At 71.0% G+C, this 21,550-nt stretch carries 21 protein-coding genes; 9 read left to right on the forward strand and 12 right to left on the reverse strand.

Annotated elements, in window-relative coordinates; all coding sequences use genetic code 11:
- Positions 1-125 precede the first annotated feature (125 nt).
- Both ACWD26_RS39825 and ACWD26_RS39830 read left to right on the forward strand, forming a co-directional pair.
- Positions 126-1,169, forward strand: coding sequence for an NAD(P)-dependent alcohol dehydrogenase (locus ACWD26_RS39825; RefSeq protein WP_451277913.1), 1,044 nt, complete (start codon positions 126-128; stop codon positions 1,167-1,169).
- 191 nt (positions 1,170-1,360) lie between these two features.
- Entirely contained in the window at positions 1,361-1,744 is a 384-nt protein-coding gene (locus tag ACWD26_RS39830) for a VOC family protein (RefSeq protein ID WP_451277969.1), read from the forward strand.
- 38 nt (positions 1,745-1,782) lie between these two features.
- Here the strand turns inward: ACWD26_RS39830 and ACWD26_RS39835 are convergent, their stop codons facing one another.
- Entirely contained in the window at positions 1,783-2,607 is an 825-nt protein-coding gene (locus tag ACWD26_RS39835; RefSeq protein WP_451277915.1) for a hypothetical protein, read from the reverse strand.
- Positions 2,608-3,059: 452 nt separating this feature from the next.
- Here ACWD26_RS39835 and ACWD26_RS39840 point away from each other — a divergent pair, with 452 nt between their 5' ends.
- On the forward strand, positions 3,060-3,896 hold the full coding sequence (locus ACWD26_RS39840; protein WP_451277917.1) for an MBL fold metallo-hydrolase: 837 nt from the start codon (positions 3,060-3,062) through the stop codon (positions 3,894-3,896).
- A 6-nt stretch (positions 3,897-3,902) separates the two neighbouring features.
- On the opposite strand, the gene ACWD26_RS39845 is transcribed toward ACWD26_RS39840, so the two are convergent.
- The 5 genes from ACWD26_RS39845 to ACWD26_RS39865 form a co-directional block, all read right to left on the reverse strand.
- Positions 3,903-4,271, reverse strand: coding sequence for a hypothetical protein (locus tag ACWD26_RS39845; protein WP_451277919.1), 369 nt, complete (start codon positions 4,269-4,271; stop codon positions 3,903-3,905).
- Complete coding sequence (gene msrA / locus ACWD26_RS39850) at positions 4,264-4,929, reverse strand: peptide-methionine (S)-S-oxide reductase MsrA (protein WP_451277921.1); 666 nt, start codon at positions 4,927-4,929, stop codon at positions 4,264-4,266. Before msrA ends, ACWD26_RS39845 begins: the two co-directional genes overlap by 8 nt.
- 106 nt (positions 4,930-5,035) lie before the next feature.
- Positions 5,036-6,133, reverse strand: a complete 1,098-nt coding sequence (locus tag ACWD26_RS39855; protein ID WP_451277923.1) for a hypothetical protein — start codon at positions 6,131-6,133, stop codon at positions 5,036-5,038.
- Positions 6,130-7,770, reverse strand: a complete 1,641-nt coding sequence (locus tag ACWD26_RS39860; RefSeq protein WP_451277925.1) for a M48 family metalloprotease — start codon at positions 7,768-7,770, stop codon at positions 6,130-6,132. Before ACWD26_RS39860 ends, ACWD26_RS39855 begins: the two co-directional genes overlap by 4 nt.
- Before the next feature lie 154 nt (positions 7,771-7,924).
- Positions 7,925-9,043, reverse strand: coding sequence for a hypothetical protein (locus ACWD26_RS39865; protein ID WP_451277927.1), 1,119 nt, complete (start codon positions 9,041-9,043; stop codon positions 7,925-7,927).
- Between the two features lie 217 nt (positions 9,044-9,260).
- Between ACWD26_RS39865 and ACWD26_RS39870 the strand changes: the two genes are divergently transcribed.
- Positions 9,261-10,415 (forward strand): cystathionine gamma-synthase, encoded by a 1,155-nt coding sequence (locus tag ACWD26_RS39870; protein WP_451277929.1) that lies wholly within the window; start codon positions 9,261-9,263, stop codon positions 10,413-10,415.
- Between the two features lie 31 nt (positions 10,416-10,446).
- On the opposite strand, the gene ACWD26_RS39875 is transcribed toward ACWD26_RS39870, so the two are convergent.
- From ACWD26_RS39875 to ACWD26_RS39885, 3 genes are all read right to left on the reverse strand, one after another.
- Positions 10,447-10,695, reverse strand: coding sequence for a hypothetical protein (locus ACWD26_RS39875; protein WP_451277931.1), 249 nt, complete (start codon positions 10,693-10,695; stop codon positions 10,447-10,449).
- Positions 10,692-11,189 (reverse strand): sigma factor-like helix-turn-helix DNA-binding protein, encoded by a 498-nt coding sequence (locus ACWD26_RS39880; protein ID WP_451277933.1) that lies wholly within the window; start codon positions 11,187-11,189, stop codon positions 10,692-10,694. The genes ACWD26_RS39875 and ACWD26_RS39880 overlap by 4 nt, the downstream gene beginning before the upstream one ends.
- 264 nt (positions 11,190-11,453) lie before the next feature.
- Positions 11,454-11,948 (reverse strand): MarR family winged helix-turn-helix transcriptional regulator, encoded by a 495-nt coding sequence (locus ACWD26_RS39885; protein WP_451277971.1) that lies wholly within the window; start codon positions 11,946-11,948, stop codon positions 11,454-11,456.
- Positions 11,949-12,112: 164 nt separating this feature from the next.
- On the opposite strand from ACWD26_RS39885, the gene ilvA reads away from it, so the two are divergent.
- The 3 genes from ilvA (at position 12,113) to ACWD26_RS39900 (ending at position 15,370) form a co-directional block, all read left to right on the forward strand.
- On the forward strand, positions 12,113-13,342 hold the full coding sequence (gene ilvA / locus ACWD26_RS39890; RefSeq protein WP_451277935.1) for a threonine ammonia-lyase: 1,230 nt from the start codon (positions 12,113-12,115) through the stop codon (positions 13,340-13,342).
- Positions 13,343-13,511: 169 nt separating this feature from the next.
- Positions 13,512-14,528 carry an ATP-binding cassette domain-containing protein gene (locus ACWD26_RS39895; RefSeq protein ID WP_451277937.1) on the forward strand — a complete coding sequence of 339 codons (1,017 nt, stop codon included), beginning with the start codon at positions 13,512-13,514 and terminating at the stop codon, positions 14,526-14,528.
- Entirely contained in the window at positions 14,525-15,370 is an 846-nt protein-coding gene (locus ACWD26_RS39900) for an ABC transporter permease (protein WP_451277939.1), read from the forward strand. The genes ACWD26_RS39895 and ACWD26_RS39900 overlap by 4 nt, the downstream gene beginning before the upstream one ends.
- Positions 15,371-15,478: 108 nt before the next feature.
- Here ACWD26_RS39900 and greA read toward each other — a convergent pair whose 3' ends face one another.
- Together greA and ACWD26_RS39910 are read right to left on the reverse strand one after the other, a co-directional pair.
- The gene (gene greA / locus ACWD26_RS39905; RefSeq protein WP_451277941.1) at positions 15,479-15,979 is read right to left on the reverse strand and encodes a transcription elongation factor GreA; all 501 of its coding nucleotides are present in this window, start codon (positions 15,977-15,979) and stop codon (positions 15,479-15,481) included.
- Positions 15,980-16,231: 252 nt separating this feature from the next.
- Entirely contained in the window at positions 16,232-16,630 is a 399-nt protein-coding gene (locus ACWD26_RS39910) for a DUF4307 domain-containing protein (protein WP_451277943.1), read from the reverse strand.
- 229 nt (positions 16,631-16,859) lie between these two features.
- Between ACWD26_RS39910 and mca the strand changes: the two genes are divergently transcribed.
- On the forward strand, positions 16,860-17,732 hold the full coding sequence (mca, locus tag ACWD26_RS39915) for a mycothiol conjugate amidase Mca (protein WP_451277945.1): 873 nt from the start codon (positions 16,860-16,862) through the stop codon (positions 17,730-17,732).
- Positions 17,733-17,753: 21 nt separating this feature from the next.
- Entirely contained in the window at positions 17,754-17,999 is a 246-nt protein-coding gene (locus tag ACWD26_RS39920) for a hypothetical protein (protein WP_451277947.1), read from the forward strand.
- Positions 18,000-18,096: 97 nt separating this feature from the next.
- Here ACWD26_RS39920 and ACWD26_RS39925 read toward each other — a convergent pair whose 3' ends face one another.
- The gene (locus ACWD26_RS39925) at positions 18,097-21,384 is read right to left on the reverse strand and encodes a tetratricopeptide repeat protein (protein ID WP_451277949.1); all 3,288 of its coding nucleotides are present in this window, start codon (positions 21,382-21,384) and stop codon (positions 18,097-18,099) included.
- Positions 21,385-21,550: the final 166 nt, after the last annotated feature.

A 21,550-nucleotide genomic window follows, 5' to 3' on the forward strand; every position in this document is an offset into this window, starting at 1 on the left:
TGGTAGGACCGGCGGACGTACGCAAAGCCGTGGCCTGGGTGAAGCCTGTGACTTCGGGCAGGCTGGTATCCGCAGCCGGCCGGAAGGCAGGCCGGATGCGGGACGACGATCAGGAGAATCCCGGCATGACCACCACTGTTGCCGCCTATGCGGCGCCCGCCGCCAAGGCTCCGCTGGAGCGCACCACCATCGAGCGCCGCGAAGTCGGTGAGTACGACGTTCTGATCGACATCAAGTACGCCGGTATCTGCCACTCGGACATCCACCAGGCCCGCGAGGGCTGGGGCGAGGCGATCTTCCCGATGGTCCCCGGCCACGAGATCGCCGGTGTCGTCGAGGCCGTCGGCTCCGGCGTCACCAAGTTCGCCGTGGGTGACAAGGTGGGCGTCGGCTGCATGGTCGACTCCTGCCGCGAGTGCGAGAACTGCCAGGCGGGCCTGGAGCAGTACTGCCTCAAGGGCAACGTCGGCACGTACAACGCCATCGGCAAGGACGGCGAGCCGACCTACGGCGGCTACTCGGAGAAGGTCGTCGTCGACGAGGCCTTCACCCTGCGCATCCCCGACGGCATCGCCCTCGACGAGGCCGCGCCCCTGCTGTGCGCCGGCATCACCACGTACTCCCCGCTCAAGCACTGGAACGCCGGCCCCGGCAAGAAGATCGCCGTCGTCGGTCTCGGCGGTCTCGGGCACATGGGCGTCAAGCTCGCGCACGCGCTCGGCGCCGAGGTGACCGTCCTCTCGCAGTCCCTCCGCAAGAAGGACGACGGGTTGAAGCTGGGCGCCGACCACTACTACGCGACCAGCGACGAGGCCACGTTCAAGGAGCTGGCCGGCACGTTCGACCTCATCCTCTCCACGGTCTCGGCCCCGCTGAGCCTGGACGCGTACTTGGCGTTGCTGAAGACCGACGGCGCCTTCGTGAACGTCGGCGCGCCCGAGGAGCCCGTCGCCCTCAACCTCTTCTCGGTGATCGCCGGCCGCAAGACCCTCGCGGGCTCCGGCATCGGCGGCATCCAGGAAACCCAGGAGATGCTCGACTTCTGCGCCGCGCACGGCCTCGGCGCCGAGATCGAACTCATCCGCGCCGACCAGATCAACGAGGCGTACGAGCGGGTGCTGGCGAGCGACGTCCGCTACCGCTTCGTGATCGACACGTCGACGATCTGAGAAGGCCGGCTGTTCGGCTGAGGCTGAGTGGGGGCTTCCCGCGCAGTTCCCCGCGCTCCTTCAGGGGCGCGGGGAACTGCGCGATCAACCCCCACAAACCCGCGGCTGAGGGCTGAAGGGGCGCAGCCCTTGAGCGGCCCCGAGTAGCGTGGAGAACGCCGGTCATGAAGACGTACGGGGAGGTGTCCGCGATGCCCGTCGCGCTGAACCACACGATCGTCGCCGCACATGACAAGCAGGCCTCGGCCCGGTTCCTGGCCGACATCCTGGGGCTGGAGGTGAGCCCCCGGTACGGCCCGTTCGTCCCCGTCGAGATCCCCAACGGCGTGACCCTCGACTACATGGACTCGCCCGACCCCATCACGCCCCAGCACTACGCCTTCCTGGTCACGGAGGACGAGTTCGACGAGATCTTCGCCCGCATCGAGGCGGCCGGCCTCACCTACTGGGCCGATCCCTTCCACCGCCGGACCATGGAGATCAATTACAACGACGGGGGCCGCGGCGCGTACTTCGACGACCCGAACGGCCACAACCTGGAGATCATCACCAGGCCGTACGGAAGCGGGGCCTGAGGGCGGGGCGCACCGGGTCGCACCAGGGCGGGGCTTCACTACGGCTGCGGCTGGAGCCTGGTCAGGCGCTCCACATCCCCCGTCAACAGGTCGGCGTGGCTGATCGCGAAGTCGCCGTTGGGCAGGGTGCCGTCGAAGTGCCGTCCGACGACCGTGCCGGGCAGGTACGCGCGCAGGCGGTGGCGCATGGCGGGGTCGTACGCGACGGGGGCGCCCCAGTCGGGCGGGGCCTCGTCCGTGCCGAGAACCACCCAATGGTCCACGGGGACGGGGGAGTCGAGGTCGGGCACGCCCCCGGTGTGGCAGTCGAGCGCGGGCAGGGTGAGCAGTTCGGGGTCGAGCGGCGGGTACCACATGAGCAGCGGCTTCGCCTGTGCCGCCTGCGCGTTGTCGAAGCAGCAGACGGCGATGGCGTGGGCGGGGTAGCGCTCCGCGTAGAACGCGAACAACTCCGGGGCGAGGATCGGCCGTTTCCGTTCCGGGACCTCGGTGAGGGCCGCCGGTACGGCGCGCGGGTCACGGGCGAGGACGACGGTGTACACGTCGTGCTCGAACACCTCGACGGCCGGCCGGTCGCCCCACCCCATCCAGGCGATCGAGTCCTGGACCGCCGCCACGGACACCGGGCGTACGGCGTCCACCATCCGCTCCAGCAGATCGGAACTGCGGCCCACGGAGAGGAAGTTGTGACGGCTCATGCCCTGTGTGGGCAGGTGCAGGAGCATGGCGTTCGGGCCGTCGGTGAGGTTCTGGGCGGTGTTCTGGTAGCCGAGGACATGAATCAGCCCGTGCTCGACGTGCCGCAGCCGCCCGCAGTACAGGGTGGTGCCGGAGAACTCGGCCGGAGCAAGGGAAACACACATGCTGTGACGCTATCCCGCGCGGCGGGGGCGGGGGCAGTGGCGGCGGCACGGGGTGCCCGGATGTGGTGGCGGCACCGGCGGCACAGGCACGGGTTGCTCGAATGCGGGGCGGCACAGGTGCGGGCTGCCCGGACGCTGTGGCGTCGGCGGCACGGGTTGCCCGGATGCGGGGCGGCACAGGCATGGGGTTGCCCGGATGCGGAAGCAATGGCGGCGGTGCGGGTGCCCGGAGGGTAGGGGCGGCAGCGGTACGGCTTTGCCGGAGGGGAGGGGCGCAGCCGTACGGGTTTGCCGGAGGCGGGGCCGGCGCAGGCGTAGTTGCCCGGGTGCGGGGCCGGCGCAGGCGCACGTTGCCCGGATGCGGGGGCGGCGGGGCGGTCGGACGATGGAGTGGGGAGAGGCAGGCGGCCGTGCGCGATCACCATCCGGGGGGCTTCAGAGGTGTGAGCGACATGCCCCTTCAAAAGGTCCGACCGGGCACGGTCCACAGGGTCCGCCCGGACATCAGCGTGCTGGCCGACAGCCTGGAGGTTCCGGGGATCGGCCACATCCCCGTGAACGCCTTCGTGTTGCTGGGCGCCCAGCCGGTCGTGATCGACACCGGCCTGGGCCTGCCCGACCGGAGCTTCGTGGAGACCCTCAGTACCGTGCTGGACCCGGCGGACGTGCGCTGGATCTGGCTCACCCACCCCGACCGCGACCACACGGGCGGGATCTTCGACCTGCTGGCGGCGGCCCCCGACGCACGTGTGGTGACGACCTTCATCGGCGCGGGAATCCTCTCCTGCGAACGGCCACTGCCCCTCGACCGCTGCTATCTGCTGAACCCCGGCGAGACCATGGACATAGGCGATCGCACCCTCACCGGCTTCCGCCCGCCCCTGTTCGACAACCCCGCCACCGTCGGTTTCTTCGACGACCACTCCGGCGTCTGCTTCAGCTCCGACTGCTTCGGCGCGCCCCTCCCCACGGCCGACCTCGCCCAGGCCGACGACGTCCGCGACGTCGCCGTCGACGATCTGCGCGACGCCCAACTCCTCTGGGCCACGGTGGACAGCCCCTGGGTCAAGACGGTGGACATGGACAAGTACCTGGCGACCTTCCAGCCGCTCAAGGACCGCAAGCCCGACCTCGTCCTCTCCACCCACCTCCCCCCGGCCGCCGGCATCACCGGCGCCCTCCTCGACACCCTGGCCACCGCCCCTGACGCCCCACCGTTCATGGGCCCGGACCAGGCGGCCCTGGAACAGCTACTGGCGACCTTCGAACCGCAGGGCGGGCACCACTGAGCCGCTTCAACCTCGGCCCGAGTGACTCGCGCGCTCGACGAACCGCGGCGCCGGCCACACGGTGACCGGCTCGGCGGCGGAGTAGATCTCCAGCAGCGAGAGGTAGCCGCCTTTCGTGAAGACCATGACCCCGGCGTCGTCCGGCGTGTCGTACCAGGCGTCGACGGCGTAACCGTCGCTCCGGGTCGGCGCCGGAGGCACCGCCTCGCGGTCCACCGCGAGATCGACCGTCGCGCATCCGCATCCGCACCCGCCGACGACATACGCGTACGGGATCTGGGCGCGAAGCGCGGTGCCGACCGGGTCCTCGCCGGTCAGCAGCGCCTTCAGCGTCGCGGAGACAGCCGGCGGGAGACGCTCGGCGGGCTCAGCCATCCGCCTTGGCCACGCCGATCGGGCAGGACACCCCCGTGCCGCCGATGCCGCAGTAGCCCGCCGGGTTCTTGTCCAGGTACTGCTGGTGATAGCCCTCGGCCGGGTAGAAGGTGCGGCCCTCCGCCGGGAGGATCTCGGTGGTGATCTCGCCGTGGCCGGCGGCGGTCAGGACCTTCTGGTAGGCCTCGCGGGAGGCCTCGGCCGCGGCGGCCTGGGCCGAGGTGTGGGTGTAGACGGCGGAGCGGTACTGGGTGCCCACGTCGTTGCCCTGGCGGTAGCCCTGCGTCGGGTTGTGGGACTCCCAGAAGACCTGGAGGAGGCGCTCGTAGGAGATCAGGGCGGGGTCGTAGACCACGCGGACGGCCTCGGTGTGGCCCGTCAGGCCGGAGCAGACCTCTTCGTAGGTGGGGTTCTCCGTGTAGCCGCCCTGGTAGCCGACGAGGGTCGTCCACACGCCCGCCGGGAGCTGCCAGAACTTCCGCTCGGCGCCCCAGAAGCAGCCGAGGCCGAAGTCGGCGGTCTCCAGGTGCTCGGGGTAGGGGCCGAGGAGCGGCGTGCCGAGCACGGTGTGGCGGTCGGGCACGGTGAACGGCAGCTCGGCGCGGCCACGCAGAGCCTGCTCGGGGGTGGGCAGCTGGGGCGTGCGGCCGAAGAGCATCGGGACTCCTACTCCTTGAAGCTCGGAACGAGAGGGCGGTACCCGGAGAACGTTCCAGGTACCGCCCGAATTCCTACGGCGTCCCGTGAGGGAGCGCGCCGGCCGCTCAGTCCGTCGAGGACGCCGCCGCCACCGCCTGTGCCGACGCGTTCCGGATACGGCAGTAGAACGCGGCCATAGCCTCTCCGTCGCCCTGATAGCGCCACGGCAGGGCGTTGACGTACCCGTCGACCAGCTTGAACTGCTCGAGCGCGGCGTCGTCGCGGTCCTGGAGGGAGAGGTAGTACGCGAGGAGGTGCCGCAGCTCGGGCAGGCGCGGGTGGGTCGGGTCGGCCGCGGCGGCGTCGGCGAGACCGGCGTCCACCCGGCCGATCATCCTCGGCGTACGCTCCACGCTGTTGTCGTCCGACTTGTCGTGCTCGAAGTGCGCGATGAGCGGGAAGGCGGTGAGCAGACTGCCCAGCGGCGCGTCCGCCGCCGCGCGCTCGGCGAACTCCGTCGCCAGCTTCTCCGAGCCCCGCCACTTCGCACACCAGTACTGCAGCGCTGAGAAGTGGGCCTCGTAGTGGTGCGGGGCGCGCGCGGTGATCTCCGCCCACAGCCGGTCCATCTCCGAGTGCGGGTAGCCGAGCCCGAGGGCGACCCAGATCTCGGTGATGTACGGCGTCGGGTCGTCGGGGTTGAGCGCCGCCGCCCGGCCGATCTCCTCGCGGGAACGTTCCAGCATCCGGTGGAAGCCCCCGAACTGCTCACTGGTCGTGTGCTTGGCCAGCTTCCCGCCGCGCAGATCCCAGGCCAGGATCACCGTGCTGCGGGCCCGGACGACGGCCGCGTCCGGGTCGTCGGGGCGGTCCGCCTCCCAGGCGAGCAGCCAGTCGTCCTCCTTGGCCGCGATCTCGGCCAGCAGATACGCGGCCGAGGACCGGCGCTCCCAGTCCCGGCCCGAGTCCTGCATCAGCTTGGCGGCCGCCTTCCAGTCCCCGCCCCGCACGGCGGCGAGTGCCGACTCCAGGCCGGCTGGGAGCGGGCCCGAGAGCTCGGTGTTTTGCCGCTCCGCCGGCAGCAGCCCCATGGCCTCGGCGACGTCCGGGTCGGTGTCGCCACTGGGGCGGAAGAACTCCTTGAGGAAGACTCCGGCGATCCACAGGCCGAACAGCAGCGTCGGCACCGCCAGCACGGCCAGTATCCACAGCAGTACGGTCATCGCGGGGCGTCCGTTTCTCGGGCGGCGGGTCCTTGGGGCGTGGGCAGCAGCGCGCGCAGCGGCCCGGTGTCCGGGTGGTCGGCGACCGCCGCGTCGATCGCGGCGCCGAGGTCGGTCTCGGTGCCGTCCGGCGCGGGCGGCAGAGTCACCGCCGCCGGCTCCGACCAGGAGAACTCCCAGCGCAGCCGGGCGTGGGCGCTCAGCTCGGCCAGCACCATGCCCTGCAGCGCGTCCGCCAGCGCGGGCCGCACGAACTCCCGGAAGGCCCTCCCCTGCGCCTCGGCGGCCTGGTCCGACAGTGGCAGCCGCCGGGCCAGCTGCCACAGCTGACCGTCGTCGATCACCTTCAGCAGCGCGGGCAGGGACGGGTGGCCCTTGGTGTACATCGCCAGCGCCCGGTGCAGCGCGGTGTCGAGGGAGGCGAAGGTCGCGGCCATCGAACCGTCGAGCAGCTCCTGCCAGTCGCCGGTGCGCCGGAACCGCAGCACGTCCTCGGTGAGGACCGCGTCCTCCAGCGTCGCCAGGGTCCGCTCCGGGTCGGCGAGCAGACCGAGCGCCGCGCCCTTGCCCTCGTCCGTGCGGCCGTCGGCGGGCAGCGCCTCGATCCGCTCCACACGATCGGCGATGGGCGGGTGCGAGTCGTAGGGCGAGGCGGGCTCGGTGGGCAACTCGGCGCGCAGTCCGACCAGTTCGAGCTGGCGGGCGGAGAGCATCCGCCCGTAGCCGCCGAAGAACTCACCACGCGGCGGCAGCAGCCGCGCCTCGGAGCCCAGGGTGGCGTAGCCGTTCATGTAGAAGCCGAACGCGGCGTCCAGCGCCGGTATCTCGCGCAGCGCCGACGCGGTGGCGTCACGCCCCGCGATCCGGGCGGCGGCGGTGTCGGCGGCGTACTCCTGGCGGCGTGAACCGGCGAGCGTGGCGCGGATGTACAGCTTGGCGTAGCCGATGTAGATCTTCGCCATCACGCGGTACGTCATGCCCGCGTGCCCGGTGTCGACCTCCTTGGTCCTCTTCCCCTTGGCCGCGGCCTTGGCGTTCTTCTTCTCCTGCCGGGCCCGCTCGCGTCCGGCGGTCTTGTCGGCCCGCTCCTCGAAGTGCCGGATGGTGCGCAGCACCTGGGCCCGACCGCGCACGGTGATCGCGGCGAGCCGGGTGTCGGCGTTGGAGTAGTGGCCCAGCTCATGGGCGAGGACCGCGCGCAGCTGCGCCTCGGTCAGGCCCTGCAGCAGCGGTACGCCGAGGTAGAGGCGGCGGGTGCCGGGAAGCAGGCCGAGCAGCCGGGCGTCCTCACTGACGGCGGCGTTGACGTCGGCCGTCAGGACGATCCGGGCGGGCGCCCGGGTGCCGACCCGGTCGGCCAGCTCCCGTACGGTCCGCCACAGTTCGGGCTCGTCGGCCTCCGTCACCGGCAGGCCCGGCGGTTCCTCGCCCTTCGGTGTCCGCAGCATGAACAGACCGCGGACCAGCGGGATCGCGAGCAGTACGGAGACCACGTACAGCTTGGCCGCGACGCCGGACGGGGCGTGCAGATAGAGCAGGTAGTCGGCGCCGGCGAGCGCCGCGAGCAGGATCACGCCGAGCAGATGGAAGCCGGCGAGCAGCACGAGGGCGCGCAGTGCGCGCAGGGTCGCGCCCATTGGGCAGAGTTCCCCCCACGGGAAAGATCGCGAACGATCATTTAAACGGTGATACCGGGCGGTCTAGGACGTGTCCATGACCAAGAGGTGTGAGGGGCGGAGTATTTCGCACGGGTGTGCGGGGTTGCAAGGGCTTACTGGGGCGCCGGGCGCCTCAGTGCAGCAGCGTTGCCGGGCTGCCCCCGTTCGCCTCGTAGCCCGCCACCGCCAGAGCCCGGAATATCGCGTAGTCCGCGGCCGGGTCGGAGGTGAGGGTCCAGGGGAGGGCGCCCACGTGGCCGTCGACGTGGACGAGCTGGTTCATGGCCTCGGACCAGCGCTCGCCGCGGACCAGGAAGAAGATCAGCAGATGGCGGACGTGGGCCAGCATCGGGTCGTCGGGCCGGGCCGCGTGCACCGCGAACAGGGCGCCGTGGACCGCCTTGGTGACGACCTCGCTCTCGTAGAAGCCCTGCACCAGGTTCACCTCGGGCAGGTGCTCGAACACCGCGAAGAGGGGCATGGCCGCGAGGAGAGACCCCTGCGGGGCGCGGGCGGCGGCCGCCTCGGCGAAGGAGTACGCCAGCTCCCGCGAACCGTGCCACTTCTCGCACCAGTAGTGCAGGGCCGCCAGATGCGCCCCCATGTGCGCCGGGGCCCGGTCCAGGATCTTCAGCCAGAGCTGCTCGAACTCCTCACGGGAGTACGCCAGCCCGCGCGCCACCGACAGCTCGATGATGTGCGGGATCGGGTCGCCGGGGGCCAGCAGCGCCGCGTCGCCGCACGCCGATCTGGCCTCCTCCATGATGATCCGGAAGTCGTCCGTGCCCGGCGTCGACGTCCGCCACGCCTGCTGCACCAGGAACTCCGCGTGCACCGCGGCGCCGCCCGCGTCCTTGGGAGCCTCCGCGCGCCACACCCGCAGCCACTGCCCGCCCGGCGTCTCACCCACCCCGCCCGGCCGCTGCGCCAGCTCCAGCGCCGCCGCACCCGCGAACGCCTGCACCCGCTGCCACCGGACCTCGCCGTCCGCCTCCGTACCGGCCAGCAACTGCTTCGCCGCCCGGTAGTCCTGCGAACGCTGCACCACATCCAGCACGTCCAGCAGATCCTGGTCCGGCCCAGGCATCCGCACGTCCAGCAGCTCCTGCCGCACGAACCCGTAGTTCGCCGGGTCCGCCGCGTCCGGATGCCCCGCCTCGACCTGCTGAATACCGGCCCGCCGACGCGCCATGATCGGCCACATCACGAACCCGATCATGAGCATCGCCATCAGGACCCAGAGAATCTCCATGCGACAAGGGTTCCAGAAGCCGCCGACAATTGCCCAACCCGGTCGGGGCCCTGTGGATAACTCCCTGACCGCAGCAGGGCCAGGGGGCGGGGCTGTGACATGCGCGGCTCGGCCGCGTGGGCGTGACCAGCCACAACGCGCCCGCAGTCGCCGATCACAGTCGTACCCGAGCCACAAGGCGCCCCCCACCCCGTCCGACCGCTTAGGCTCGGGAGCCATGAGCGACACCCACACCAGCCAACACTTCGAGACCCTCGCGATCCACGCGGGCAACACCGCGGATCCCCTCACCGGCGCGGTCGTCCCGCCGATCTACCAGGTCTCGACCTACAAGCAGGACGGCGTAGGAGGCCTGCGCGGCGGCTACGAGTACAGCCGCAGCGCCAACCCCACGCGCACCGCGCTGGAGGAGAACCTCGCGGCACTGGAGGGCGGCCGCCGAGGCCTCGCGTTCGCGTCCGGACTGGCCGCCGAGGACTGCCTGCTGCGCACGCTGCTCAGCCCCGGCGACCACGTGGTCATCCCCAACGACGCCTACGGCGGCACGTTCCGCCTCTTCGCGAAGGTCGTCTCCCGGTGGGGCGTGGACTGGTCCGTCGCCGACACCGGCGACCCCACGGCCGTACGGGCCGCCATCACCCCCAAGACGAAGGCCGTCTGGGTGGAGACCCCCTCCAACCCGCTGCTCGGCATCACCGACATCGCGGCCGTCGCCCAGGTCGCCCGCGAGGCCGGCGCGAGGCTGGTCGTCGACAACACCTTCGCCACCCCGTATCTCCAGCAGCCGCTCGCGCTCGGCGCGGACGTCGTCGTGCACTCGCTCACCAAGTACATGGGCGGCCACTCCGACGTCGTCGGCGGTGCCCTGATCGTCGGCGACCAGGACCTGGGCGAGGAACTGGCGTACCACCAGAACGCGATGGGCGCCGTCGCCGGACCCTTCGACTCCTGGCTGGTGCTGCGCGGCACCAAGACGCTCGCCGTCCGCATGGACCGGCACAGCGAGAACGCCACCAAGGTCGCCGACATGCTCACCCGGCACCCGCGCGTGTCCCGTGTGCTCTACCCGGGCCTGCCCGACCACCCCGGCCACGAGATCGCCGCCAAGCAGATGAAGGCGTTCGGCGGCATGGTGTCGTTCCAGGTCACCGGCGGCGAGGAAGCGGCCGTCGAGGTGTGCGACCGCGCCAAGGTGTTCACCCTCGGCGAGTCGCTCGGCGGCGTCGAGTCCCTGATCGAGCACCCGGGACGCATGACGCACGCCTCCGCGGCCGGCTCTGCCCTGGAGGTCCCCGCCGACCTCGTACGCCTCTCCGTGGGCATCGAGAACGTCGACGACCTCCTGGAAGACCTCCAGCAGGCCCTGGGCTAGGCGGCCCTGCCCGACGGGCCCGGCCCGGCGCTCACCAGCCCGTCACCGGTGGAGTCGTCGTCGACGGCGGCTCCACCCAGGGGCGGGCCGTCAGCGCCCACACGAAGAACGCGACCACGGCGGCCAGCAGTACCAGCCACATCAGATGGCGGGCCGCCGTCCGGCGCCGCAGCATGCGCCCACCGCGCCGCACCGCGTCCGCGCACAGGTCGGGCGGCACCCGCACCGGCTCGCGCTCCAGTATCCGCCGTACGGCCGCTTCGCGGTTCCGCAGACTCATGACGGTGCCACCTCCACCACCTTCTTCTTCTCGGGGGCGGCCTCGCGCGGGGGATGCAGGACGGTCGCCATCGCGCGCAGACAGACCGTCCGTACGCGTTCGACGGGCAGCCCGAGGAGCGCCGCCGTCTGTTCCTCGGCGACACCCTCGTAGAGCCGGAGGACGAGGATCAGCCGCTCCTGGGGGCTGAGGATGCCCAGGACACCGCCGGGGCCGGGGCGGAAGAGGGCGTGGTGGTGCCAGGCCCCGCGCGCGAAGCGGAGGGCGAGTTGCTGCCGGGTCCGGTCGTAGGGGTCCTCGCCGCGAAGGCGGTCCCAGGTGGCGTAGGTGTGGGCGAGGGCATGGGTCAGCAGCCGCCGCGCACGCGGGTTGTCGTCCGGCGGCTCCGCGGTGAGCAGGGTGGCGGTCTGCAACAGCCGCCCCGCCGCACCCGCGACGAACGCCTCGAACTCCCGCTCCCGGCGGGCGCCTTGGGCCACATGCCGTTCTCGCACCGCGCCTCCCGCCTGAGGCCGACCCTGAGGGGAACGGGACCCCGGCCGCGTACGGATCGGTCCACCGCGTGAGGATGCGGCTGCCGCGTACGACGAGGGCCCGGTCTCATATGAGGCCAGGAGCGGGGGTCCGGTCAAGAGTCGGGCGGCAGACGTGTGGATCGGCCGGCACATGTGTGAGTCGGGCGGCACGCGCGTGCGCGTACCCGCGTACCCGGTATCCGCGCGGCGAGGCGCACGCGCGCGTGCCACGACGATCGGCGCTCAGGACGCGGCCGGTGCCTCCGGGGCCGCCGCCATGCGGGCCGAGAGAGCGGTGTTGAAACGCGTGAGGAGGGAGCAGAACGCCTCGCGCTCCTCAGGGGCCCAGTCCTGGGTGAGCTCGGCCATCAGCTGGCGCCTGGAGGAACGTACCTCCTCAAGCCGGGAGAGCCCGCGCGGCGACAACTGGAGCACCACCGCACGGCCGTCCTCGGGGTGCGATGTGCGCTTGACCAGACCGGTGTCCACGAGCGGTGCCACCTGACGGGTGACCGTCGAGGAGTCGATCCCCATGCTCGCCGCGAGCGCCTTGACGCCCATCGGACCTTCGTTGTCGAGGCGGTTGAGCAGCAGGTACGCGGCACGGTCCATGGAGTTGCGCACCTGCCCGACGCCGCCGAGCCGGGTCTGTTCGGCACGGCGTGCGAACACCGCGACCTCGTGCTGCAGCGTGTCGAGAAGACCGTTGTCACCGACGGTCGTCATGTCCATCGACATTTCAGGTGTTGTGGGCATGGCCAAAGGCTCAATTCATGCGTGAGGCGCTGGGTTGGGGGACAGAGTACGCGGACCGGGCGCGGGGTGTACCAGCGCCGGTGAAACCCGTCCCGCGCCTTGGTCACACCCGCGTACCACCGCTGTGAACTGCGAGACTGGTGGTCATGAGCTACAGCACGGCTGACTCCTTTCCGCGGGTGACACTCGACGATGTGCGAGGCGCACAGAAGATGCTTACGGGGGTCTCACGTGTCACCGCGATGGAGGGCAGCAGGCATCTTTCGCAGCTCGTCGGAGCGCCGGTGCACTTCAAATGCGAGAATCTCCAGCGGACGGGCTCGTTCAAGCTGCGCGGCGCCTATGTCCGTATAGCGGGCCTGCTGCCCGAGGAGCGCGCCGCCGGTGTCGTCGCCGCGAGCGCCGGTAACCACGCCCAGGGCGTCGCCCTCGCCTCCTCCCTCCTCGGAGTGCACTCCACGGTCTTCATGCCGAAGGGCGCCCCGCTGCCGAAGATCAGCGCGACCGAGGAGTACGGCGCCGAGGTGCGCCTGCACGGCACGGTGGTCGACGAGACGCTGGCCGCGGCCCAGGAGTACGCGGCCGAGACGGGCGCGGTGTTCATCCACCCGTTCGACCACCCTGACGTCATCGCGGGTCAGGGCACGGTCGGCCTGGAGATCCTGGAGCAGTGCCCCGAGGTGCGCACGATCGTCGTCGGGATCGGCGGGGGCGGGCTCGCGGCGGGCATCGCGGTCGCGGTGAAGTCCCTGCGGCCGGACGTACGGGTCATCGGCGTCCAGGCGGAGGGCGCGGCCGCGTACCCGCCCTCGCTCGCCGCCGGGCTGCCCGTGGCGGTGGAGAACCCGGCGACGATGGCCGACGGCATCAAAGTGGGACGGCCCGGCGACGTGCCGTTCGGGATCGTCGCCGACCTGGTGGACGAGGTCCGCACCGTCTCCGAGTACAACCTCTCCAGCGCTCTGCTGCTCTGCCTGGAGCGGGCCAAGCTGGTCGTGGAACCGGCCGGCGCGAGCCCCGTCGCGGCCCTGCTGCGGGACCCGAGGTCCTTCGAGGGCCCCGTCGTCGCGGTGCTCTCCGGCGGCAACGTCGACCCGCTGCTGATGCAGCGCATCCTGCGGCACGGCATGGCCGCCGGCGGCCGCTACCTGCAGGTACGTCTCCGCCTGACCGACCGCCCCGGCGCCCTCGCGACGCTTCTCGGGGTGTTGTCAGAGGCGGACGCTAATGTCCTCGACGTGAGCCATGTGCGGACCGATCCCCGGCTCGGGCTCACGGAGGTGGAGGTCGAACTGCACCTGGAGACGAGGGGTCCGACGCACTGCGCCGAGGTCAACCTCGCCCTCCGCGAGGCGGGTTACACCGTCATCGACTGAGGCCGGACGCCTTTGTCACTCGTTCGGGAAAGTCCATTGAGAGACGCGATACATCGCGTTATGGTGTGTCTCGCGCTCGCCCGGGATGTGGCCCATGCCACTCATCGGGCAGAACAAAAAGTACAAACCTAGGCTTTGCGAAGGAACCCCAAAGACGTGGAGAAATCACATGCCAGGCGCCATTCACGCCGAAGGCCTGGTGAAGACCTTCGGTGATGTGAAGGCCTTGGACGGAGTCGACCTCGATGTTCCCGAGGGCACCGTCCTGGGTCTGCTCGGGCCGAACGGCGCGGGCAAGACGACCACCGTCCGATGTCTCACCACCCTGTTGCGGCCCGACCGCGGCAAGGCCGTGGTCGCGGGCATCGACGTCCTGAAAGACCCCGACGCCGTACGCCGCTCGGTCGGCCTCTCCGGCCAGTTCGCCGCGGTCGACGAGTATCTGACGGGCCGGGAGAACCTGCAGATGGTCGGCCAGCTCTACCAGATGCGGGCCAAGGCCGCGAAGGTGCGCGCGGGCGAGCTGCTGGAGCAGTTCCACCTCGCCGACGCCGCCGACCGGCCCGCCAAGACCTACTCCGGCGGTATGCGCCGCCGGCTCGACCTGGCGGCCGCGCTCGTGGTGTCGCCGCCGGTGATGTTCATGGACGAGCCGACCACCGGCCTCGATCCGCGCAACCGCCAGCAGCTGTGGGAAGTGATCAAACAGCTGGTCTCCGGCGGTACGACCCTGCTGCTCACCACCCAGTACCTCGAAGAGGCCGACCACCTCGCCCACGACATCGCCGTGGTCGACCACGGCCGTGTCATCGCCCGCGGCACCTCCGACCAGCTCAAGGCCCGCACCGGCGGCGAGCGCGTCGAGGTCGTCGTGCACGAGCGCGAGCGCATCCCGGCCGCCGTCGAGGTGCTCAACGGCTTCGGCAAGGGCGAGACCACCGTGGAGGAGCACACGCGCCAGCTCACCGTGCCCGTGACCGGTGGCGCCAAGCTGCTGGCCGAGGTCATCCGCGAGCTGGACACCCGCGGTATAGAGATCGACGACATCGGCCTGCGCCGCCCCACCCTGGACGACGTGTTCCTCTCCCTGACAGGACACCTCGCCGAGGTGAAGGACGAGGCCGAGCAGCGCGGCGAGGCCGCCGACGGCAAGGGGCGGGGCCGCGGAAAGGAGGGCGCGAGGTGAGTGTCGTCAGCGGCGCCGCGCGGATCGCACCGTCCGGCAACCCGATCACCCGGTCCGTCCGGGACTCCCTGGTCGTCGCCAAGCGCAATCTGATCCGTATGTCCAGAATCCCGGAGATGGTGATCTTCGGGCTCATCCAGCCCATCATGTTCGTGGTGCTGTTCACCTATGTGTTCGGCGGTTCCATGAACATCGGCGGCACCACGGACTCCGGTGTCTACACCGAGTTCCTGATGGCCGGCATCTTCGCCCAGACCGTCACCTTCGCCACCGCGGGGGCCGGCGCGGGCATCGCCGACGACATGCACAAGGGGCTCATCGACCGCTTCCGCTCGCTGCCCATGGCGCGCGGAGCCGTACTGACCGGGCGGACGCTCGCGGACCTGGTCCAGACGGCGCTCACCCTGGCGGTGCTGGCCGTGGTCGCCCTGCTGGTCGGCTGGCGCACCCACACCAGCTTCGGCGAGGTGCTCGGCGCCTTCGGCCTGCTGCTCCTTCTCGGCTACGCGTTCACCTGGGTCGGCGCGCTCATCGGCCTCTCGGTGCGCACTCCCGAGGCGGCCACCTCCGGCGGACTGATCTGGCTCTTCCCGGTCACGTTCATCTCGAACGCGTTCGTGGACTCCAGCCGTATGACGCCCTGGCTGCGGCATGTCGCCGACTGGAACCCCTTCAGTGCCACCGTCCAGGCCTGCCGCGAGCTGTTCGGCAACCCGGGGGTGTCACCGTCGGACGCCTGGCCCATGCAGCACCCGGTGTGGGCCTCGCTGATCTACTCGGTCCTCATCATCGTCATATTCCGGACCCTGTCCGTACGGAAGTACCGCTCGGCCACGGCATGAGCGGCGACCCGTGCGGGGTGCGCGGTGCCCCGGAGCGGACCTGACGAAGCCCCCGGCACCGTGGGGGCGCCGGGGGCTTCGTCCGAGGCAGGGATGGGTCCGTGCGGCTCAGCTCTGGTAGGGCTCGGCCTTGAGGATCCGCACCGAGGCGAACTTGCCGTTCGGCAGCTCGTACTGGGCGTCCTCACCGACCTTCTTGCCCGTCACGCCCGAGCCCAGCGGGGACTGGGGGGAGTAGGTCTCGATGTCCGAGCTCGCGTACTCGCGGGAGGCGAGCAGGAACGTCAGGGTGTCGTCCTCGTCACCGTCGAAGGCGATCGTCACGACCATGCCGGGCGCGACCGCGCCGTCCGCCGACGCCGGCGCCTCGCCGACCTTGGCGTTCTCCAGGAGCTGGGTCAGCTGGCGCACACGGAGCTCCTGCTTGCCCTGCTCTTCCTTGGCCGCGTGGTACCCGCCGTTCTCACGCAGGTCGCCCTCCTCGCGCGCGGCCGCGATCTTGGCGGCGATCTCCGTGCGCGCAGGACCAGACAGGTACTCCAGCTCGGCCCTGAGCTGGTTGTACGCCTCCTGGGTCAGCCAGGTGACGTTCTCGCTGGTCTGGGTCACAGGTGCTCCTCGTAGGTACTGGGAATACAAAGCATCGCCCTACCCAGAAGAATGTTCCTTCACGAGTGGGCGAAACCACGAGCCTAACAATTCAGTGGCGGAAGGGGGAGGACATAAACCACAAGCATTACGTCGCCGCAGGTCAGGCGTGCGGGAGAGTGTGGGAGGGACGCGTTGCGGGGGCAGCCGGACCCCGTCCGTCACCGGGTAGGGGGACCGGGGCCGGGACCGAGACTGGGGCTGGGGCCGGGATCAGTTGGCGTGACAGCCGAGCAGTTCGGCCGTGGTGCCGCGTGACGTCGTCTTCAGGGTGACGACCTCGTCGATGTCCGTGGTGTCGGCGGCGAAGTGGAAGTCGGCGCGTCCGACCTCGGAGCCGTCCTCGGCCTGGGAGCGGACGGTGCAGTAGCCCTCGACGCCGGTGTCCTTGTCGCCCCTGAGGTGCACCTTCACCGAGGAGGCCGAGGTATCGAAGGTGTAGATCTCGACGCTGATCTTGTTGCCGGCGACGTAGTGGTAGGCGAACCAGCCGATGAGGACGAGGAGGGCGGCGCCCAGGACGGTGCCGATGACCTTGAGCTTGCGGTCGGCGCGCTCGTCCGGGGAGCGGCCGTAGCGGCCCTCGGGCAGCTGACTGCTCACCGTCGTCATGGTCGTCCTCTCGGAAAGGGGCCGGGCGCGGACTCCCGGAAGGGGCGTCCAGGTTCTGGACCGGGAATATCCCGCCCCCCGATGCCGTCACTATAGAAGCCCCCCGCCCAGCGCCTGACGGCCGCCCCACCACGGGTGTCCGAGCGGGGCGGCAGTATGGACTCACCGGATCGCGCCGGGCCGAGTCACCGAAGTTCAGGCCGGGCGCCGACTTACGAGGGAATGAGTCTTGACTGACCAGCTGCGACTGATGGCCGTGCACGCGCACCCCGACGACGAGTCGAGCAAGGGTGCGGCCACCATGGCGAAGTATGTGTCCGAGGGGGTGGACGTGCTGGTCGTGACCTGCACGGGCGGGGAGCGCGGCTCCATCCTCAATCCGAAACTGCAGGGCGACAAGTACATCGAGGAGCACATTCACGAGGTACGCAAGAAGGAGATGGACGAGGCCCGCGAGATCCTCGGCGTCGAGCAGGAGTGGCTCGGCTTCGTCGACTCCGGCCTCCCGGAGGGCGACCCCCTCCCGCCCCTTCCCGACGGCTGCTTCGCCCTGGAGGACGTCGACAAGGCGGCCGGCGAGCTGGTCCGGAAGATCCGCGCGTTCCGTCCCCAGGTGATCACCACCTACGACGAGAACGGCGGGTACCCGCACCCCGACCACATCATGACCCACAAGATCTCGATGGTGGCGTTCGAGGGCGCGGCGGACACCGAGAAGTACCCCGAGGCCGAGTACGGCCCGGCGTACCAGCCGCAGAAGCTGTACTACAACCAGGGCTTCAACCGCCCCCGCACCGAGGCGCTGCACAACGCCCTGCTGGCGCGCGGCATGGAGTCCCCGTACGGGGACTGGCTCAAGCGCTGGGACGAGTCCGACCACAAGGACCGCACCCTCACCACTCACGTCCCCTGCGCGGACTTCTACGAGATCCGTGACAAGGCCCTCATCGCCCACGCCACGCAGATCGACCCCGACGGCGGCTGGTTCCGGGTTCCGATGGACATCCAGAAGGAGGTCTGGCCCACCGAGGAGTACGAGCTCGCGAAGTCCCTCGTGGACACCTCGCTCCCCGAGGACGACCTCTTTGCGGGCATCCGCTAGCCCTGGGGGACAATGCCAGGCATGAGCGTAAGCCTGGCAGTCACACACCTCGTCCCCCTCGCCAAGGAGCTGGACAAGGACAAGGTCACCCCCGGCGTCCTCGGCTTCATCGTCTTCGCGGTGATGGCGCTGGCCGTCTGGGGCCTGATGAAGTCCATGAACAAGCACATGGGCAAGGTCGACTTCAAGGAGTCGCCCGACGCGGACGCCTCCGTCGAGGAGACGGCGACGGAGGCGGGCGGGAAGGCGACACCGGCGAAGCGCTGAGCGGCGACGCGACGGCTTGGCGGCATGACCGCGTGACACCGCCGAGGTGCCACGCGGTCACACCCTGTCGTCGCGGACGACAGCCCCGAACTCTCGCTCACCCCCCGCCCGTCACCGGCACCCCCATCACCTCCCGGGCATGCCGGTTCGGGACCATGCCCAGGGTCCAGGCCCGCCAGCCACTCTCCAGGTTCACCCCCCGCTCCAGCAGCAGCTGATACGCCTCGATGTATTCGGCGAGTTTCTCGTCCCGCAGGGGGTGGGCGGTGCGGGAGAGGTGGGCCAGTTCCTCCTCGGCCACGGCCGTGCCGATCTCCACGCCGCCGGGGGCCGCGTACGGCAGGAGCGTGCACTTCAGGAAGCGGGCCCAGTCCTCGCCCCGGCGGTCGCCGAATGAGGTGAAGAGCCGGGTCGCCTCCTCGCACAGGGCCAGAGCCTGGGGGGTGCGGTTGTTGCCCGCGTCCACCACCGCCAGTTCCAGGCAGGTCCAGGCCTCGCCGTGGGCCACGCCGATGCGCTGGAAGTCGGCGCGGGCGTCGACGAGGAGCTGACGGGCGAAGCCGGAGTTCCGGAGCGAGCCGGTCTGGACGGCTCGTTGGTCACGGGTGACACGGGCCGAGTGGTGACGGGCGCAGGCCAGGCCGTAGACGTCGCGCATACGGGAGAACATGGTCCTCGACTTCTCGAGCTCCCGCACGGCCTGGTCCAGGTTGCCGGTTTCCTCCAGGGCCTGGCCCAGGTAGTAGCCGGTCCAGGCCTCGCCGCGGGCGTCCTCGTTGTCGCGGTGACGGGAGAGGGCCTGACGGAGACCGTCGACGGCGGCCGAGGGGTCGCCGGCGACGAGGCGGGCGCGGGCGAGCTGGGTCATCGACCAGGCCTGCCCGCGGGCGTCGCGGGTACGGCCGAAGAGGTCCAGGGCCGTGCGGAGTTCGCTCTCCGCGCGCGGGATCTCGCCCATGCGCAGCAGCAACTGGCCCAGCTGGAAGTAGGCCCAGCCCTCGCCGTGCAGGGACTCCTGCTGGCGGTGGATGACCAGGGCACGGGTCAACAGGTCCAGCGAGTCGGCCAGATGGGCACGGTCGCGTTCCACCGCCGCCAGGGCGTGCATCGTCCAGGCGCGGTCCGCCGCCAGCTCGGGCACCGCCTGCATCTGGAGGGCCTCCAGGAGCTTCGCCGCCGCCTCGCTCAGGTTGCCCTGGTGGTGCAGGGTGATGCCCAGGGAGCACAGGGCCCGGGCGGCGCCCGCGTCGTGGTTGGTCTCCATGTACAGGTTGACCACCGACGCCAGCGTCGTACGCGACTTGTCCAGCTCGCCCAGCTGACGGGCCGCGATACCCGTACGCCACTGGACCGAGCGGGTCAGCAGCCCCTGGTCCACCGACTGGGCCAGTTCGTTCAGCTCACCGAGGCGGTAGAGGTCGCCGCGCAGCAGGCAGTAGTCGCACAGGGCGCCGAGCAGGCTGAGGACCGCCGCCTGGTTCACGCCCTCCGCGTGCCGGAGCGTGGAGGTGATGAAGCTGGTCTCGTCGTCCAGCCAGCGCAGCGCCTCCTCCAGCGACACGAAGCCGTGCTGGCCGAAGCGGTCCGAACGGGTCGACATGTTGCCGTCGACCAGGCGCAGGACGGAGTCGGCGAGATCCGCGTACGTCACGATCAGCCGCTCCTGCGCGGCCGTACGGTCGCTCGGCTCCTCCTCGTCGAGGAGGCGGGCGTGGGCGAAGGCGCGGACCAGGTCGTGCAGGCGGTAGCGGTTGCCGTGGACGTGGTCGATCAGGCCCGCGCGGGCGAGCGCGGTGAGGTGGCGGGTCGCCTCCGTCTCGTCGGTGGCGAGGAGGGAGGCGGCGGCCGCCGCGCCCAGGGAGGCGCGGCCCGCCAGGGCCAGGCGGCGCAGCAGACGGCGGGAGGGCTCCGACTGGTCGGTGTAGCGCAGCCACAGGGCCCGTTCGATCGGCTCGACCGGGCCGTACGCGCCGAGGTCGGTGGCCAGTTGGCCGGGCGTACGCGGGCCCAGGGACGAGCCGGCGATGCGCAGGGCGAGGGGCAGACCGCCGCACAGGTGCCGGATCCGGGCGACGGATTCGATGTCGTACGAGGCGGATCGCGCCCCCGATGACACCCCCGATGACACCCCCGCCCCCGCCCCCGCGCCCGCGCCCGCGACCGCCCCCGCCGACAGCACCGCCCCGTCCTGCGCCGCCGTGCTCAGCAGTTCGTGCGCGCCGTCGCCGTCGAGCGCCTCGACCGGGAGCTGGTGGACCCAGGCGGGCAGGTCGGCGGGGAGGGCGAGCGGGGCGCGGGCGGTGACGAGGACGAGGCTGTCGGAGCGTTCGGGGACCAGGACGCGGACCTGCTCGGGATCGGAGGCGTCGTCCAGGACGATCGTGACCGGCAGGGCGGTCAGATGCTGGTGGTACAGCTCGCTCAGCCGTTTGACCTGCTGGTCCTGGGACGTCCGCTCACGGAAGAGAAGCTGGTCACGGGGTGCGCCGAGACGATTCAGCAGATGCATCAGCGCGTCCCGGGTGGACAGCGGCGGCTCCTCCGGGCTGTCGGCGCGCAGGTCGACGACACAGGCCCCGCGGAAGTAGTCCCGCAGCTCGTGCGTCGCTCGGACGGCGAGGGCGGTACGACCGGAGCCGGGCGGGCCGTGCAGCACGACGACCGTGGGCCGGGTCTCGGTCTCGGCGCGCGCCGCCTGCACCCACTGACGGATCTTCCCCATCTCGTCCCGTCGGCCCGCGAACTGGTCGTCCGTCTCCGGGAGTTGGGCGAAGGACTGCTCCAGCACATTGCGCCGCCGCGCCGCCGCGCTCTTGTCGGCGCCGCGCAGCTGGGGCGCCTTCTTCTTCGCCGTCGCCGTCGACGCGGTGAGTACGCGCTGCTGGTCCAGGAACGGGCGAATCCCGCGCACTTCCAGCGCCGTCAGCCACTGCAGCCGCAGCTGCTCGGGGCCGCCGGGCTGGCCGAGGGCGCCCGCGTGGTGGTGGGCGGCGGGGAGGTGGGAGGCGGTCACCTTCAGGACCGTCGCCACGGCGCTCGCGACGCCGACGATGACGCCGGTACTCACGGCGGTGCCGGCGTCGACGCCGAAGGAGAGGTCGGCGACGACCGCCGTGCCGGCGGCCACGGCCGCGACCAACAGGGGAGTTCCGGAGCCCTCCTTCGCGTAGCGCTGGCCGAAGGTGAGGCGGCCGGCCTCCGACTCGTCCAGTGCGCGGGTGTACGCCTCGTACTCCTCCGCCGCGTTCTGGGCCATCGTGTCCAGGGCGGCGCGGGCGCGGCCCAGGAGGACCACGCCGTCGGTACGGCCGCCGGACCTGCGGACCTCCTCCTCGACCGCCCGGACCAAGATCCGTTCGGCCTCCCCCCGGTGGCTGTCCCGCATCACACGTCCCCCTTCGCCGAAACGGTTGCCTCCGGCCAGTGTGCGGCGAATAGTCGGGCTAGGCGATAGGGCGTGATCCTCTGCCGGGGTTGAGGTTCGGGGTTTCGCCGGGGGAGGTGGGGTTGTTCGCCGACCGCAGGTTTGCCGTGGTTGCTCGCGCAGTTTC

It is taken from the genome of Streptomyces sp. NPDC002787 (assembly GCF_053592095.1).